This window comes from Exiguobacterium mexicanum, from assembly GCF_005960665.1.
Taxonomy (GTDB): Bacteria; Bacillota; Bacilli; order Exiguobacteriales; family Exiguobacteriaceae; genus Exiguobacterium; species Exiguobacterium mexicanum_A.
This window is the reverse complement of record NZ_CP040676.1, coordinates 604,634-619,836: the sequence shown is the minus strand read 5'-3', so window position 1 is coordinate 619,836 and position 15,203 is coordinate 604,634. Positions and strand designations below refer to the sequence as shown.

Here is a 15,203-nt window from a genome sequence, read left to right as displayed (position 1 = left end):
TCTTTTTTGAAAAGTTAGGAAATCCGCCTACACTATTGACTCGTTTCCCAAAACCCCTATTCGGCCCGTCCCTCAATCTCATTATGCTTAGAAAGAAGCATTCTTTTTTTCGAGGAGGATCCCTATGTCAATCCGTAACAAACTGATCGTCGCCTTCACCGTCTTGCTCGTGTTGTTGCTCGGGGTGAGCGGCTACTCATTCTATGCATTGAACGCGTCCAAGGCCGCCCAGCAAGATATGAACGTCTCGTGGGTGCCGGGGATGGACCAAATTCATCAAGTCGATAAACAGCTGCTTGAGATTCGCCAACAGATGATGCGTCACGCCTTGGTCGAAGACGAGGTGACGAAGCAAAATGTCGAAACGAACCTCGACACGGGCATCACGATTCTCGAGCAACAGATGAGCGGTTATGAGTCGACCATCATCACGAAAGCCGACCAGGATCTGTTCGATCAAGCGACGGACCAATGGACGACATTTAAAACGAATATCGAGGAGCTCGTCCGCATCTCGAACACGGACGGTCAAGCCGCAGCCGATGCCTATATCCGGGACACGGCGACACCTGCCGCCGACGCCCTCTCGAACACGCTCGGTCTGCTCGTCAACTTGAACCGCGACGCGATTCGGTCTGACACGGAATCCGGTGCGGCGCTGTTCGAGCAAGTCCAGTTCACACTCATGGTCATCATGGCTGCGGCTGTCGTCTTTACAGTATTGATGATGGTATTCATCTTCCGCTCGATCTTCGAACCGCTCAACGAGTTCAAACTGAAGATGCGCGAACTCGCCACGAGTCAAGGCGATTTGACGACCGCCATCCCGGTGAAGCGACGCGACGAGTTCTCGGGACTCGCCCGCGACTTCAACCAATTCCTCGCCAACCTCCGTCAATTGATCCTTCAAGTGAACGGTGTGTCACGCGGGGTGACCGAACAATCCGCTCACATGTACGACGAATTGAAAGCGCTTGATACGTACATGACGACGACCGCCGCGACGACAGAGGACTTGACAGCCGGCATGCAACAGACGGCCGCGAGTGCACAAGAGATGAACGCGTCGGCCTCCGACATGGAACGGACGCTTCACCACATCGTGACGATGGCCGCCGAGCGAAAAGCCGAGGCCGCACAAGTCGATGCCCGTGCCGTCGCCCTGCGTGACCATGCCGTCGAGGCGAAAGCGTCCGCACTCAGTGTCCTGTCATCGACACGTGTCAATTTAGAGAAAGCGATGCAGGACGCCAAAGCCGTCCGGGAAATCGCGACACTCACGAATGACATCCTCGACATCGCCGCCCAGACGAATCTCCTGTCCTTGAACGCCTCGATCGAAGCCGCTCGGGCCGGTGAAGCGGGACGCGGGTTCGCCGTCGTCGCCGATGAGATTCGGAAACTCGCCGAGACGAGCCGGACGACCGTCGAACGGATTCAAGCCATCTCGACGACCGTGCTCCACTCCGTCGACCATTTAAATGACACGTCGAGCGAGATGCTCGGTTTCCTCGATACGAACGTGTTGAAAGACTATGATCAGCTTGAGGAAGCGGCCGAGCATTACAGTGAGGACGCCGGCCGATTCGAGACGACCGCATCAGAATTCGCCGATGCCGCCGTCGAACTCGAACAGTTGACGTCGAACATGATCGGGGTCATCCAAGATGTCGCCGTCACGGTCAACAACGGGGCGCTCGGCACACAAGAAATCGCCGAGAAAGTGACGATGTCCGTCGACCGGTTCAGTGAGTTGAACCGGGCCACCGAGATGTCCCAACAAAAAATGGATGAGTTGAACGAATTGATCGGTCAATTCAAAGTATGAAAAAAGGAAGCGTCCTCGCATGAGGATGCTTCCTTTTGATTAGGCGGCCGCTTGCCGCAATTCTTTTTTCCGTTCCAATTCGAAGCGCTTCGTCTCGGCGACGACGACACCCGACAAGAACAAGAGACCAATCAAGTTCGGGATCGCCATCAGTCCGTTGAAGACGTCCGAGATCGCCCAAATCAGATTCAAGTTCGTCGTCATCGCACCAAGTCCAGCGACGAGGATATACATCATCCGATACGGAACGATCGCTTTCTCCCCGAGCAGATAATAGACCGACCGTTCGCCGTAATAGCACCAGCCGATGACCGTCGAGAAAGCGAAGAAGACGAGCGAGATCGTGACGATGAGTTCCCCGATCGGGCCGAGGAAGTAAGCGAATGACGCTTGCGTCAACTCGATACCTTGGAGCCCGCCCGTATATTGACCGCTCATGACGATCGTCAATCCGGTGATCGAACAGACGATGAGCGTATCGATCAATACTTGCGTCATCGAGACGAGCGCTTGCCGTCCCGGGAAATCGGTCTTCGCGGCAGCAGCTGCGATCGGCGCCGAACCGAGACCCGCCTCGTTCGAGAACACGCCTCGGGCAACTCCGTAACGTATGGCCGCACCGAGCGCCCCGCCGCCGATGGCCTCCGCACTGAACGTGCTCGAGAAGATGGTCGCGAATGCCGACGGAATCAACTCGAAGTTCATGACGAGGATAACGAGTCCGCCCCCGACATAACCGATAATCATGACCGGTACGAACACACTGACGACTTTCCCGATTGATTTGACGCCACCGAGGATGACGAATCCTGTAAGTACCATGAGCACGATACCCGTCACGAGCATCGGAATTCCGAATGACGTATTGAGCGCCATACTGATCGAGTTCGTTTGGACGCCGTTACCGATACCGAACGCGGCAATCGCAGCGAACAAGGCGAACGTCATACCGAGCCATTTTTTCTTCAATCCGTGCTCCAAATAATACATCGGCCCGCCGGCAATCTCGCCCCGCTCATCGACGACACGATATTTGACGGCGAGAATCGCCTCGGCATACTTCGTCGCCATTCCGATGAAACCGGAGAGCCACATCCAGACGATGGCGCCCGGTCCCCCAAGGACGACCGCCGTCGCGACGCCCACCATGTTGCCGGTCCCGACCGTGGCCGCGAGCGCCGTCATGAGTGCTTGGAAATGTGAGATATCCCCGCGCTGCCGCTTCTGTTTCGCGACCTCTGCGTCCGTCTGCTGTTTCGGGATGAACGCTTCTTTCAAACCGACACCGAGACGTGTCACTTGGATAAAGCCGAGCCGGAACGTCAAGTAAATCCCGGTCCCAATCAATAGAATCAACAAATGTGGTCCCCAGACGAGATTCGATAGACTCGTCAAGACCGCTTCAAATTGCTCCATGCTACTCTGCCCCCTATGTAAATCTGGTGTTCACCGTCCCTTCATATTTTTCAGAACATTCTCAACTTCGTCAAGTTGACAAGGCATTAATCCGGTCCGGTGTCGTGTAATATTTTTGTAATATACCACTTTTGCGCTTTATCTTAACCTAATTCTGAATTTAGTATTTGAAATAAAATTGTAATGCGAGGCGCACAAAAAAACGGCCCCCGTTTTGGAAGCCGTCTCGTTTCATGTCGTGAGCGCCGCGACGACCTCGTCGACGTGTCCGTTCACTTTCACACTACGCCATTCCTGTTCGATATAGCCGTCCTCGTTGATGAGGAACGTCGAACGGACGATGCCATAGTACTCTTTCCCGTAATTCTTTTTCAATTGCCAAACGCCGTATAGCTCCGACACCTCATGCGTGTCGTCAACGAGCAAATCGAACGGCAGCTCATGTTTGGCGATGAAGTTTTGGTGCTTCTTCTGGCTGTCGGCCGAGATGCCGAGGACGACGGCCCCGTTCAATCGCGGTGTCGCATCGCGGAAGTCACATGCCTCGGTCGTACAACCCGGTGTCGCGTCCTTCGGGTAGAAATAAAGCACGACTTTCTGGCCCCGGTAGTCCTCGAGCGAGATCATGTCCCCATTTTGGTTCGGTAATGTGAATGTCGGTGCTAACATGTTGCTTCCTCCTTATCCGAACGACGGGTCGACGAGATTCTCGTCATAACCGTCGATCGCTTGTTCTAATTTTTGTTTGAGCGGTTCGAGCACTTCGAGATACTCGACCGGATCTTCTGTTGCAGCGGCCTTTTTAAGTGCCGCCTCATTGTCGGTATACCACGTCCGGTACGCCTCGAAGTAGTTGGCCATCGTGTCTTGGTTCTCCGGCACCGTGAGCGTCTCGGCCATGAGCAAGAAGACGTTATTGTCGGCCTCGAGCGCGACGTAGTCGGTCTGGGCGTTCACTTGGTCATAAATCGGGCCAGCCTCGTCTTCCGGCACTTCGGCGAGACGGGCGTTCGCTTCTGCATTCACGCCGTACTCGTTCGCCTCGATTCCCGTCAACATGTCGCCAACTTCCCCAATCACGTCGGCCGGGATAAGAGCCGGGGTGACGACGAGTTTCCAGTCCCCCCCTTCTTTGATAGCGACTTTCGAGAGTCGGTTCGGCAGTTCATTGCCGTCCGCGTCCTCCATCTCATGGACGATGAACGCGACGTCCCCGTCCTCGTTCACCCAGCTCTCGTACATATCGCCTGGCGTGAGGCCACGCATCTCGGCACCGGTCGCCGGGATGTCAGTCAACTCGCCCGCATAGTCGATGGCTTTGAGTGCCGCCGCATCACCGTTTTCGAGCGCTTGTTGGTATGACGTATACAAGGTCTCGACCGCTTCCGGGAGCGGCGTTTTCGTCTCTTCGGCCGCCTCTTCCGTCGGCGTTTCGTCTGCCGTCCCGCATCCCGCGAGCAACACGGTCAGCGCGAGCGGCATCATCCACTTGTTCATTCAATCATTCCCTTCGCAAGTCGTCCTGTACCCTCATCCTACCACGACTCGATTTCGAGCGAAAACGACAAGCTTTTCTGGAAAATTGTTTCACTAGGATTTCACCAAGATTTTCGATACAATACAGACGTAAGCGCTTAACTGCTTGATCACTTTTTAAGGGGGAACGAGAATGATTCCATACAAACATGAACCATTCACAGACTTTACAAACAAAGAGAATGCCGCAGCCATCCAAGCGGCAATCGAGAAAGTGAACGGTGAGCTCGGGAAAGACTATCCGCTCGTAATCGGTGGGGAAAAAGTTACGACGGAAAGCAAAATCACGTCTTACAACCCAGCTAACAAAGAAGAAGTCATCGGACACGTCTCGAAAGCGAACCAAGAGCTCGCGGAGCGTGCGATGCAAGAAGCGCTCACTGCGTTCGACTCATGGCGTCACGTCGACCCGGCCGTCCGTGCCGACGTCTTGTTCAAAGCGGCGAACATCGTCCGCAAACGCAAGCACGAGTTCTCGGCCTACCTCGTCAAAGAGGCAGGCAAGCCGTGGAACGAAGCAGACGCGGATACAGCGGAAGCGATCGACTTCATGGAGTACTACGCACGTCAAATGCTCGAACTCAAACCAGGTAAAAAAGTCGAGAGCCGTCCGGGCGAATACAACCGCTATGACTACATCCCACTCGGGGTCGGGATCGTCATCAGCCCTTGGAACTTCCCGTTCGCGATCATGGCAGGGACGGCCGTCGCGGCCATCGTCGCCGGTAACACGATCCTCTTGAAACCAGCTTCGACGACACCGATCGTCGCTGCGAAATTCGTCGAGGTCATGGAAGAAGCAGGCTTGCCGAAAGGTGTCCTCAACTTCATCCCAGGACCAGGCGCTGAAGTCGGTGACTACCTCGTCGACCATCCGAAGACACGCTTCATCAGCTTCACAGGTTCACGTGACGTGGGCTTGCGCATCAACGAGCGCGCTTCGAAATTGAACGACGGCCAAATCTGGCTCAAACGCGTCATCGCTGAGATGGGCGGAAAAGACACGATCGTCGTCGACGAATCAGCGGACCTCGAACTCGCGGCCCAATCGATCGTCAAATCGGCATTCGGTTTCTCAGGTCAAAAATGTTCGGCTTGTTCACGTGCCGTCATCGTCGACAGCGTGTATGACACGGTGCTCGATCGCGTCGTCGAATTGACGAACGAACTCTCGGTCGGCAACACGGAGCAGAACGAACACTTCATGGGACCGGTCATCGATGCGGCCGCGTTCAAGAAGATCACATCATACTTCGATGTCGCCAAAGAAGAAGGCAAGATCGTCGCCGGCGGAAAAGCTGACGACTCGACAGGCTACTTCGTCGAGCCGACGGTCGTCGCCGACGTCGCACCGAAAGCACGTCTCATGCAAGAAGAGATCTTTGGACCGATCGTCGCCTTCACGAAAGCGAAAGATTTCAAAGAAGCGATCGACATCGCCAACAACACGGAATACGGCTTGACGGGTGCCGTCCTCACGCGTGACCGCTCAAACCAAGAGTACGCGCGTCAGAACTTCCACGTCGGCAACTTGTATTTCAACCGTGGCTGCACAGGCGCCATCGTCGGCTATCAGCCGTTCGGCGGGTTCAACATGTCAGGCACAGACTCAAAAGCAGGCGGACCGGATTATATCCAACTCCACATGCAAGCAAAAACGACGTCTGAGACGTTTTAATCCATCAGCCCGGCTCATTTGAGCCGGGCTGTTCACTACATAAAGGAGCGCCGACGCAACCGTCAGCGCTCCTTTTGTCATCCCCTCACCCGAGCGCTACATCTAAAATCATCATGATCGTGAAGCCGAGCATGAGCGCCATCGACGCCATGTCTTTATGTCCGTTCTCTTGCGACCCCGGGATGACCTCTTCGACGACGACGAAAATCATCGCCCCGGCGGCAAAGCTGAGCGCGAACGGCAACAGCGGCTCCATGACGAGCACGGCCCAGACACCGACCAAGGCAGCCGCTGGTTCGACCATGCCCGATAACTGGCCGTAGAAAAAGCTGCGGCGTCGAGAGAGGCCGTCCCGCCTGAGCGGAAGCGACACGGCAGCCCCTTCCGGAAAGTTTTGAATGCCGATCCCGATGGCCAACGCGATGGCACCCGTCAGCGAAGCGGACGGGAAATCGGCCGCGACCGCCCCGAAGGCGACGCCGACGGCCAGTCCTTCCGGAATGTTGTGCAGCGTGATCGCCAAGACGAGCAACGTGCTCCGCTTTCGTTTTTGCGGGCGGATACCTTCCGCGTCCTCAATCGGAGATGTCGGATGCACGTGCGGGATCAGTTTATCGACGACCGCCAAAAACAGACCGCCCGCTAAAAAGCCGACGGTGGTCGGCAACAAAGCCGGCATCGCGTCTTGCTCCGCCATCTCGATGGCTGGCGCAAGGAGTGACCAAAAACTAGCGGCGATCATGACCCCGCCGGCAAACCCGAGCATACTGTCCATCAACCGCGCGTTGATCGACTTCGTCATAAAGACGATGGCCGCCCCAAGCGCGGTCATCCCCCACGTGAACATCGTCCCGAGCAGTGCCTGCATGGCCGGGCTCAGTTGAGCCACCCATTCCCACATCACCGTCGCCCCCCTTTTCACCTTATTCTTTTCCCGGGACACACGCGTTGCTAACGACAAAAAAAGGAGAGCCGGTTCGCTCTCCTCCATACTATTAAAACGCGCGCATCAAGTTCGCCATCTCGATGGCCGCCGTCGCTGCTTCCCACCCTTTATTTCCGGCTTTCGTACCGGCGCGCTCGATGGCCTGCTCGATCGTCTCGGTCGTCAAGACGCCGAAGATGACCGGTACTTCTGACTGATAACTTGCTTGGGCGACACCTTTCGCCGCTTCGCTGCAGACGTAGTCGAAGTGCGGCGTCGCCCCGCGGATGACGGCACCGAGTGTGATGACGGCGTCATATTTCTTGCTCATCGCCATCTTTTTGGCGACGAGGGGGAGTTCGAACGCTCCCGGGACGAATGCGATCTCGACGTCATCTTGTTCGACGCCGTGGCGCTTGAGCGCATCTTTCGCCCCGTCCAGCAAGCGCATCGTGATGAAATCATTGAACCGTCCGACGACGATTCCGACTTTCAAGCCTTTTCCGACCAAGTTTCCTTCAAATGTATGCATCATGATTTTTCTCCTCCAAAGTGGTTCATTTTTTGTTGTTTCGTCATTCGGTACTTCTCGTTCGCTGCATGGGCGCCGACGATAATCGGGACACGTTCGATGACCGTGATCCCGCACGCTTCCAAGGCGTCGACTTTTTCCGGGTTGTTCGTCATGAGCCGGACGTTCGTGATCCCGAGGTCACGAAGCATCGCCGCGCTGACCCGGTAATCGCGTAAATCGGCGTGCAGACCGAGCGCGACGTTCGCCTCGACCGTATCAAGCCCTTGTTCTTGTAGTTCGTACGCCTTCAACTTGTTGAGCAGACCGATGCCGCGCCCTTCTTGTCGCATGTACAAGATGACACCGCCTTCGGCTTCCACTTTCGCCATCGCTGTGTCGAGTTGTGGCCCGCAATCGCAACGATAGGAGCCGAACACGTCGCCGGTCAGACACTCGGAATGGATGCGGACGAGCGGCGCATGTTTGAGTTCACCTTTCAGGAGTGCGACGTGCTCTTCCCGGTCGAGGACGTTCCGATACCCGATCAATCGGAAGTCCCCTTTCACCGAGGGGAGCGAGACGTCCGCCTCTCGACTGGCGAGGTCCGTCTCCATATAGCGGACGAGCGCCTCGATCGTGATGAACTTTAAACCATGCGCTTCCGCGACGCGTTCAAGGTCCGGCACCCGGGCCATCTCGCCGTCCGGGCGGATAATCTCACAGATGACGGCGACCGGTTCACTTCCGGCGAGTCGCGCCAAGTCGACCGACGCTTCTGTATGTCCACGTCGTACCGAGACGCCGCCTTTTTTCGCGATGAGCGGGAAGATATGTCCCGGACGTTGAAAATCAGCCGGACGGGCGTTGATGTTCGCGAGTTCGCGCACTGTATGCGCCCGTTCGCTCGCCGAGATGCCCGTCGTCGAATCGATGTGATCGACGCTGACCGTGAACGCCGTCCCGTGTGGATCGGTGCTGTTTGCGACCATCGGCTGCAAGTCGATCCGGACGGCCACTTCTTCGGCGAGGGAGGCGCAGACGAGTCCTTTCCCTTCCGTGATGAGGAAGTTCATCGTCTCTGCGGTCATTTTATCCGCGAGCACGACGAAGTCCCCTTCGTTCTCACGGTCCTCATCGTCGACGACGATAATCGGTCGTCCCATCTTCAAGTCTTCGACTGCTTCTTCAATCGTGTGGAACATTACCATCCCGCCTTTCCATACCCTTGCGACGCCAGCGATTCGAGCGTCATCGGTTTTTGACTTACGAGTTTTTCCATATATTTAGCTAACATGTCACATTCCAAATTGACCGCGTCTCCTGCCTGTTTCATCCCTAGCACCGTCTCACTGTAAGTATGCGGGATAAGCGACAACGTGAATCCGCGTTCGGTGACATCAAACACCGTCAAGCTCGTCCCGTCGACCGAAATCGAACCTTTCGGGACGATATAGCGGAGGAGCGACGGCTCACAGCTGATGTCGACATAGACGGCGTTCGCGAGCGACCGTTTTTTGACGATGCGTCCGACCCCGTCGACGTGACCCGAGACGAAATGGCCACCGAAGCGTCCGTTCGCGGGCATGGCCCGCTCCAAGTTGACGCTCGTACCGGGGCAGACCCCGTCGAGACTCGACGCCTTGAGCGTCTCCGGCATGACGTCGACCGAGAAACTGTCGCGGTCGAACGTCGTCACGGTGAGACAGATGCCGTTGACGGAGATGCTGTCACCGAGCTTCACATCCTCGAGGACGACCTGTCCGGCGAGCGTGAGCCGGAGAGACGGACCGTTCCGCTTTACTGCCTTGACACTGCCAATCTCTTCAACGATTCCCGTGAACATCGGACTCCTCCTTTCGCATGATCAGTTTGATGTCGGTGCCGACCGTCTCGACCGATTGAACCTCATACCGTTCGACCGCATCGAGCGGCCCATCATGATGCGAGCGGTAGAAACCGCCCTTGCCGCCGAATACGCGTGGCGACTGGTACATGACCCACTCGTCGACGAACTGTCCGTCCAAGAGTGAAGTGACGAGTGTCGGTCCCGCTTCGACGAGCATACGACCGATGCCGCGTGCGTAGACGTCTTGCAGGACAGCTTCGAGCGACGTGTAGTCGGCGATTTCGACGCCATTCGCTGTCAGCGCGTCACGTTTTGTTTGGTCGTCCGAAGTCGTGTATAGAAGCACCGGTACGTCGGTCGCCGTTCGGACGAGCTGACTCGAGAGCGGCGTACGCAACTCACGGTCGAGCACGATTCGGAGCGGTTGTGTCGTCTCACGGTCGAGCCGGACGGTGAGTGCCGGATCGTCGGCGAGGACGGTGCCGACACCGGTCAAAACGGCGTCGACCGTCGCCCGCAGTTCATGGACGTCCCGTCTCGCTACTGTCCCGGTCACCCACTTGCTGTCACCGTGATCGAGCGCGACTTTGCCGTCGAGGCTCGTCGCCGTCTTCAAGATGACGTACGGTCGTCTCGTCTCGAGCGACCGCAAGAACGCCGTATTGAGCGCTCGCGCCTCGCTTTCGAGCAGTCCGACCTCGACGTCAATCCCGGCCGCTTTCAATCGGGCGATGCCGCGCCCTGACACGAGTGGGTTCGGGTCTTCCATCGCGACGACGGCACGCTTGATGCCGGACTCGACGAGCAGATCGGCGCACGGTGGCGTCTTGCCGTGATGCGAGCACGGTTCGAGCGTGACGTAAATCGTCGCACCGTACGCGGCAGCGCCGGCCATGCGGATGGCGTGCACCTCGGCGTGCGCTTCTCCTGCTTTCAAGTGGGCACCGAACCCGACGACCCGGCCGTCCTTGACGACGACGGCGCCGACGCGCGGGTTGATGCCGGTCGATGAGGCGAACTTGGCCAATTGGATGGCTTGTTGCATGTACTGATTCATAATCTCCCTCCTTGTTTCGCACAAACAAAAAGACCTCAAGGAATGATCCTCAAGGTCTCAGTGGGAGGTGTCGGTCGTCATTTGGTCAAGCCAAATAAGCGTTTTCTTTACAGAAAAACGTACGACGAACTACAGGTCGCGCGGACCTGTTCTGTTTCCTTCTCCCATCCAGACTATACTGTCGGCTCTAGAATCGCACTAGATCCACCGTTCGCACACATGCGCCCGGGTCACGGACTTAAGGCTCGCGCCTATCACCGCCGGTTGGGACTTTCACCCGACCCCGAAGGAATATTTGTTTGTACGATTCCACTTTAGCGCAAAAATAAATCGATGGCAAAACGAAATGCGCAAAAAGGCGCCGCTCGTTTGAGCAGCGCCTTCAGAATCATGCCAAGAATAGGACGACGAGGAGACCGACGATCCAGCAATAGAACGAGAAATATTTGAGTTCGCCTTTTGCCATGATGTGTTGGAACCATTTGAGCGAGATGGCCGTGAGCGCATACGAGGCGATGAACGCCAAGATGAGCGGTCCGAACAGTTCGCGCGTTTCCGGATTCGTGAACAGCGCCGGTCCATCTAAAATCATCGTCCCGAGACTGACCGGGATGAATAAGAAGAACGAGAAACGGAGCGCCGACTCTTGTTTGATGCCGAGGAGCATCGCCATGACGATCGTGGCGCCGGAGCGGCTGATTCCTGGGATGAGGGCGACCGCCTGGGCAAGACCGATTAAAATCGCGTCGCGGAGCGTGATGCCGCCGTCACCTTTGTTCCCACGCATGTTGCGGATGAACCAGAGCGCGAGGCCGGTCAAGATGAGCGTGTAACCAACCGTGGCGACACCGCCGAGCGTTTCCCCGATCCAATCGCCGAACAAGACGCCGAGCAAACCGGCCGGTACGGTCGCGACGAGCAAGAGTCCGATGAACTTGACGTCAATCATCGTCTCGTCGCTGCGATCTTTCTTAAATAAGAACGTCCATAGACTCGCGATGAGACGGACGACGTCTTTGCGATAAATCGTCAAGACAGCGAGTAGCGAGGCAAAGTTCACGAAAATCTCGAACGAGAGTCCCGGTAATTGGATATCAAACAGCTCTTGGAAGATGACCAAGTGACCGCTTGACGAGATTGGGATCGGCTCCGTGAAGCCTTGAATCAAACCGAGCAGTAAGTAGAACAACCATATTGTCATATCATAATATCCTCTTTTCGTTTTTACATCAATTCCATTATTTTAGCAGACCACCTATTCCACTGACCACCCTTTCAAAAAAATTCGTTATTTTCAAAACTTTCATTGATTAGTCTGAAAATTAAATTTATTATAGAAGAGTACTCAACTGGTGCAACGGTGATGACCCCATTGGCCAGTTGGGTACTTTTTCGTACAGAATATGACATTTCAGTCACCATAAAACTTTTTGTTTACAATTGAACCCATTTACTATTAAATTTGTAATAGAACTGTTACCATTTTTTCTAATTTCATACCAGACCTTAGACCTATCCCGTTTCAAATTTGGTATGAAAAACTTGAAAAATGCACTTATAAATTGTAAAAACTGGCCGATAGTATGATTGTAGAAGCAATTTCGTAATCTTTGTCGGTTCAGATATGAGTCCATGGAAGGAGGAACCATCATTGAGTCAAACGCTATCCACTAAATCCCACCACTTGTCCACCGAGCAACAGAGGATGATTCACTGTATCCGTCTACTCGGCGACTTGTTGAAGGAACGTCCACGTCGCTCTGTGTATCGTCGCTTCGCGATGGAACAAAGCTGGCCATCTCCCGAGTCGATTATCCGACAGTTCGGGTCATGGGCCGAGGCGCTCGCCATCGCCGGCTACGAATGGCATGGAGAGGCGACCGTCGACCTCCCGGATAAAATGCCGAAGTACACGCGCGAAGATATCATCGAGACGCTTGCCCTCTACTCGCGTGACATGGGATCGATTATCACGCTCAAAAAATATCAGGAATGGCGCAAGCTTCATCCGAAAGCACCGAGCCATTACCATATCGTCAAGACGTTCGGCTCATGGCACGATGCGTGTGCCGAGGCCGGACTTGAAGCGAGTGTGACCTATTCCAAATCCGAGCTCTCGAACGCACTCCGTGAAGCGATTCACGAGATGGGCTTCTCTCTTTCCTTTGAAGCGTATCGCGAATGGGCAAAACGAAACAACAAACCATCCACGAAAGCCATCCTTCATCGTTACGGCTCGTGGTCGGCGGCGATTCACGCGGTCGAGTCAGACATCTTCAATCAGAAATTATAATCTTTCATTCATAAGGAGGACGCCGGGTATCCGGTGTCCTCCTTTATTTTGTAGGTGTACCGTTGTCGCTCGTCCTTTCGGCGCCCACGCTTTCTGCAGGCAATCCCGGAGCCGCATCGCTTACGCTGCTGGGTCTCCGTCGGATTGCTGTCCTGCAAGAGTCGGGGCGCCGAGGGACGAGCGAATCGAATTCGATTTAACATTCGTTCAACGGCGCCTAGGCCGGTGCCCGAACTCCTAGGGGAGAGCGATGCAAGGATGACCCCGTAAAGCGCGGCACGCGCTGCGGAGGCATCCGCATCGCCCCAGGAACGGAGCGCATCGGCCCAAGCATCGTTCATGTCGATCAGACAAAAAAGGAGAACACCGATGAGCCGGTGTTCTCCTTCATCATTGAATCCGTTCCGTCGACGTGTCGCGGTAATGGGCGACCCGGTCCCGTCCATTGAATTTCGCACCGACGTACATGGCCCGGTCGGCGTGGCGGAGCAATGTATCGAGATCCTCGTACTCGTGGATCGTCTCGATGCCGATGCTCGCCGTCACCTGGACGCGAATTCCTTCCGAGCCAAACGGATGGTTGCGGAGCGCTTGACGAATCTTCTCCCCCGTCACGATAGCAGCAGCCTCATCCATGCGTGGGAAGACGAAAACGAACTCTTCGCCGCCGTACCGCGTGACGAGATCCCCGCTTCGGATGAGACGCGTGAACAACGCCCCAGCCTCGATCAACACCTCATCACCGAACGCATGACCGTACGTGTCGTTGATCGCCTTGAAATGATCAAGGTCGACCAAGAACACCGACAACGGATATGATGCGACATCGTTCAACCGCTCTTTCGTCCACCGCTTGAGCGCCCGCTGGTTCGGGAGTCCCGTCATCGGATCGGTCAAACTTTCATGTTGGAGACGGTTCCGCTCGTCGATCCGTTCGAGCGACCAGGACAGTGTCTTCAACAGGCGATGGAGCTCGACGGCGATCGCCCCGTCATAAGCCCCGTTCGCCGTCGTCGAGATCATACAGCTGACCGCGTTCGTCGTGCTCGACACCGGTTGGATGACGAGTGCCGAATGATGGAGCTCGGTTTGATGTGCCTGCAGGTCGGGATGCCACTCATGAAGCGAATCATACACAAAGTATGGTTCTTCCGCGTCGCGGTGCCGTTCGAGTGTGGAGGCGTCGGCGACGGGGGTGGACGTACGGCCGCCGATATCATAAAACGTCCGGTGCCCGTCCCGATTGACTTGGAGCCAGCCGCGCTCGAGCTCGACGACTTCCCGGAGCCCGTTCCAAAACTTCTCGATGAGCAGTTGCTCGTTGTCGACGCGGTACAGTTGCTCTTTCAACCGTTCGACTTGATCGATCTTCGACTGCGTCTCTTCGGTCTCCGTCGCTTTCGATAACCCCATCTTGAGGAGCGATAGGATGAGGAACGTCGCCATCAGCCCCGTGTATCCGAACTGTTGGAACGCCTCGATGGCGACCATCGTGAACAACAGCTCGAGCGAGATAACGAGCCAGTCAAAGCGGAGCAGGCGCCACATGATCGGGAGCGGGATCCGTTCCCCAATCAAGAACCGCGATAGCAGGAAACTGAAGCCGAGGACGAGGAACAAGACGGCAAAGAAGCCAATCAGCGCCGTACCTTGTTCGAGCAAATGAACGTTCGGTCCAATCTGTCCGCCGAGCCGCAAATAGACGAGCCCCGGCAAGACGAGGAGCATCGCCTCGATCAACGTATTGAGCGGATAGAAATGCAAAAAACGCCGACGTCCGACTTTGTTCGTGAACGTCCGGGCCTGAAACGTGAGTAAGAGGAGCTGTCCCATCAACAAGGCCGGCAACAGGCCGTACAAGAAGAACGTCATGAAGACGAACATCTCATGGAACGTAAAGTGAAGGTGCCGCCGCTTGAGCGGGTTCATGACGAACAGGGCGCCGAGCGTGAAGATGAACCAAAATAACGACCAATCAAACGTACCGATGCCGAGCCACATGTAGGCGAGGATTCCCATGAAGACGAGCGACCACGAGAACCAGCTTCTGATGAGGTACTTCCGAAATCGCATCGTCTCCCCCCTTTTCTTTATCATTCCTACATAGTAT

General features: G+C 55.7%; 13 protein-coding genes and 1 riboswitch. Of the genes, 3 read left to right on the top strand and 10 right to left on the bottom strand.

Annotated elements, in window-relative coordinates; genetic code table 11:
- The first annotated feature begins 124 nt into the window (after positions 1–124).
- The gene (locus FED52_RS03625; RefSeq protein ID WP_138858993.1) at positions 125–1,828 is read left to right on the top strand and encodes a methyl-accepting chemotaxis protein; all 1,704 of its coding nucleotides are present in this window, start codon (positions 125–127) and stop codon (positions 1,826–1,828) included.
- A 39-nt stretch (positions 1,829–1,867) separates the two neighbouring features.
- Here FED52_RS03625 and FED52_RS03620 read toward each other — a convergent pair whose 3' ends face one another.
- The 3 genes from FED52_RS03620 to FED52_RS03610 form a co-directional block, all read right to left on the bottom strand.
- Positions 1,868–3,244, bottom strand: a complete 1,377-nt coding sequence (locus FED52_RS03620) for an alanine/glycine:cation symporter family protein (protein ID WP_138858992.1) — start codon at positions 3,242–3,244, stop codon at positions 1,868–1,870.
- 231 nt (positions 3,245–3,475) lie between these two features.
- Positions 3,476–3,913, bottom strand: a complete 438-nt coding sequence (bcp, locus tag FED52_RS03615) for a thioredoxin-dependent thiol peroxidase (protein ID WP_021066484.1) — start codon at positions 3,911–3,913, stop codon at positions 3,476–3,478.
- 12 nt (positions 3,914–3,925) lie between these two features.
- Positions 3,926–4,741, bottom strand: a complete 816-nt coding sequence (locus FED52_RS03610; protein WP_138858991.1) for a nuclear transport factor 2 family protein — start codon at positions 4,739–4,741, stop codon at positions 3,926–3,928.
- A 172-nt stretch (positions 4,742–4,913) separates the two neighbouring features.
- Between FED52_RS03610 and pruA the strand changes: the two genes are divergently transcribed.
- Positions 4,914–6,458, top strand: coding sequence for an L-glutamate gamma-semialdehyde dehydrogenase (pruA, locus tag FED52_RS03605; protein ID WP_034778762.1), 1,545 nt, complete (start codon positions 4,914–4,916; stop codon positions 6,456–6,458).
- An 85-nt stretch (positions 6,459–6,543) separates the two neighbouring features.
- Here the strand turns inward: pruA and FED52_RS03600 are convergent, their stop codons facing one another.
- The 6 genes from FED52_RS03600 to FED52_RS03575 all read right to left on the bottom strand — a co-directional run bounded on the left by FED52_RS03600 (position 6,544) and on the right by FED52_RS03575 (position 12,001).
- Positions 6,544–7,359 (bottom strand): ZIP family metal transporter, encoded by an 816-nt coding sequence (locus FED52_RS03600; protein ID WP_138860272.1) that lies wholly within the window; start codon positions 7,357–7,359, stop codon positions 6,544–6,546.
- A 94-nt stretch (positions 7,360–7,453) separates the two neighbouring features.
- A complete protein-coding gene (ribH, locus tag FED52_RS03595; RefSeq protein WP_138858990.1) occupies positions 7,454–7,918 on the bottom strand; it encodes a 6,7-dimethyl-8-ribityllumazine synthase in 465 nt (154 codons plus the stop codon).
- The gene (gene ribB, locus FED52_RS03590) at positions 7,915–9,099 is read right to left on the bottom strand and encodes a 3,4-dihydroxy-2-butanone-4-phosphate synthase (protein WP_138858989.1); all 1,185 of its coding nucleotides are present in this window, start codon (positions 9,097–9,099) and stop codon (positions 7,915–7,917) included. Before ribB ends, ribH begins: the two co-directional genes overlap by 4 nt.
- A complete protein-coding gene (gene ribE, locus FED52_RS03585; RefSeq protein ID WP_138858988.1) occupies positions 9,099–9,740 on the bottom strand; it encodes a riboflavin synthase in 642 nt (213 codons plus the stop codon). Before ribE ends, ribB begins: the two co-directional genes overlap by 1 nt.
- Complete coding sequence (gene ribD / locus FED52_RS03580; protein ID WP_138858987.1) at positions 9,721–10,800, bottom strand: bifunctional diaminohydroxyphosphoribosylaminopyrimidine deaminase/5-amino-6-(5-phosphoribosylamino)uracil reductase RibD; 1,080 nt, start codon at positions 10,798–10,800, stop codon at positions 9,721–9,723. Before ribD ends, ribE begins: the two co-directional genes overlap by 20 nt.
- A 152-nt stretch (positions 10,801–10,952) precedes the next feature.
- A riboswitch (FMN riboswitch) is annotated at positions 10,953–11,095 on the bottom strand.
- 93 nt (positions 11,096–11,188) lie between these two features.
- Positions 11,189–12,001 (bottom strand): undecaprenyl-diphosphate phosphatase, encoded by an 813-nt coding sequence (locus FED52_RS03575; RefSeq protein WP_138858986.1) that lies wholly within the window; start codon positions 11,999–12,001, stop codon positions 11,189–11,191.
- 450 nt (positions 12,002–12,451) lie between these two features.
- Between FED52_RS03575 and FED52_RS03570 the strand changes: the two genes are divergently transcribed.
- Positions 12,452–13,093 carry a homing endonuclease associated repeat-containing protein gene (locus FED52_RS03570; RefSeq protein ID WP_236634549.1) on the top strand — a complete coding sequence of 214 codons (642 nt, stop codon included), beginning with the start codon at positions 12,452–12,454 and terminating at the stop codon, positions 13,091–13,093.
- A gap of 390 nt (positions 13,094–13,483) precedes the next feature.
- Here the strand turns inward: FED52_RS03570 and FED52_RS03565 are convergent, their stop codons facing one another.
- Positions 13,484–15,166 (bottom strand): GGDEF domain-containing protein, encoded by a 1,683-nt coding sequence (locus FED52_RS03565; protein WP_138858985.1) that lies wholly within the window; start codon positions 15,164–15,166, stop codon positions 13,484–13,486.
- Positions 15,167–15,203 lie beyond the last annotated feature (37 nt).

Excerpts from the sequence above, each read along its gene's own strand:
- FED52_RS03625 (WP_138858993.1), top strand. The coding sequence starts at position 125 with ATGTCAATCCGTAACAAACTGATCGTCGCCTTCACCGTCTTGCTCGTG.
- FED52_RS03620 (WP_138858992.1), bottom strand. The coding sequence starts at position 3,244 with ATGGAGCAATTTGAAGCGGTCTTGACGAGTCTATCGAATCTCGTCTGG.
- bcp (WP_021066484.1), bottom strand. The coding sequence starts at position 3,913 with ATGTTAGCACCGACATTCACATTACCGAACCAAAATGGGGACATGATC.
- FED52_RS03610 (WP_138858991.1), bottom strand. The coding sequence starts at position 4,741 with ATGAACAAGTGGATGATGCCGCTCGCGCTGACCGTGTTGCTCGCGGGA.
- pruA (WP_034778762.1), top strand. The coding sequence starts at position 4,914 with ATGATTCCATACAAACATGAACCATTCACAGACTTTACAAACAAAGAG.
- FED52_RS03600 (WP_138860272.1), bottom strand. The coding sequence starts at position 7,359 with ATGTGGGAATGGGTGGCTCAACTGAGCCCGGCCATGCAGGCACTGCTC.
- ribH (WP_138858990.1), bottom strand. The coding sequence starts at position 7,918 with ATGATGCATACATTTGAAGGAAACTTGGTCGGAAAAGGCTTGAAAGTC.
- ribB (WP_138858989.1), bottom strand. The coding sequence starts at position 9,099 with ATGTTCCACACGATTGAAGAAGCAGTCGAAGACTTGAAGATGGGACGA.
- ribE (WP_138858988.1), bottom strand. The coding sequence starts at position 9,740 with ATGTTCACGGGAATCGTTGAAGAGATTGGCAGTGTCAAGGCAGTAAAG.
- ribD (WP_138858987.1), bottom strand. The coding sequence starts at position 10,800 with ATGAATCAGTACATGCAACAAGCCATCCAATTGGCCAAGTTCGCCTCA.
- FED52_RS03575 (WP_138858986.1), bottom strand. The coding sequence starts at position 12,001 with ATGACAATATGGTTGTTCTACTTACTGCTCGGTTTGATTCAAGGCTTC.
- FED52_RS03565 (WP_138858985.1), bottom strand. The coding sequence starts at position 15,166 with ATGCGATTTCGGAAGTACCTCATCAGAAGCTGGTTCTCGTGGTCGCTC.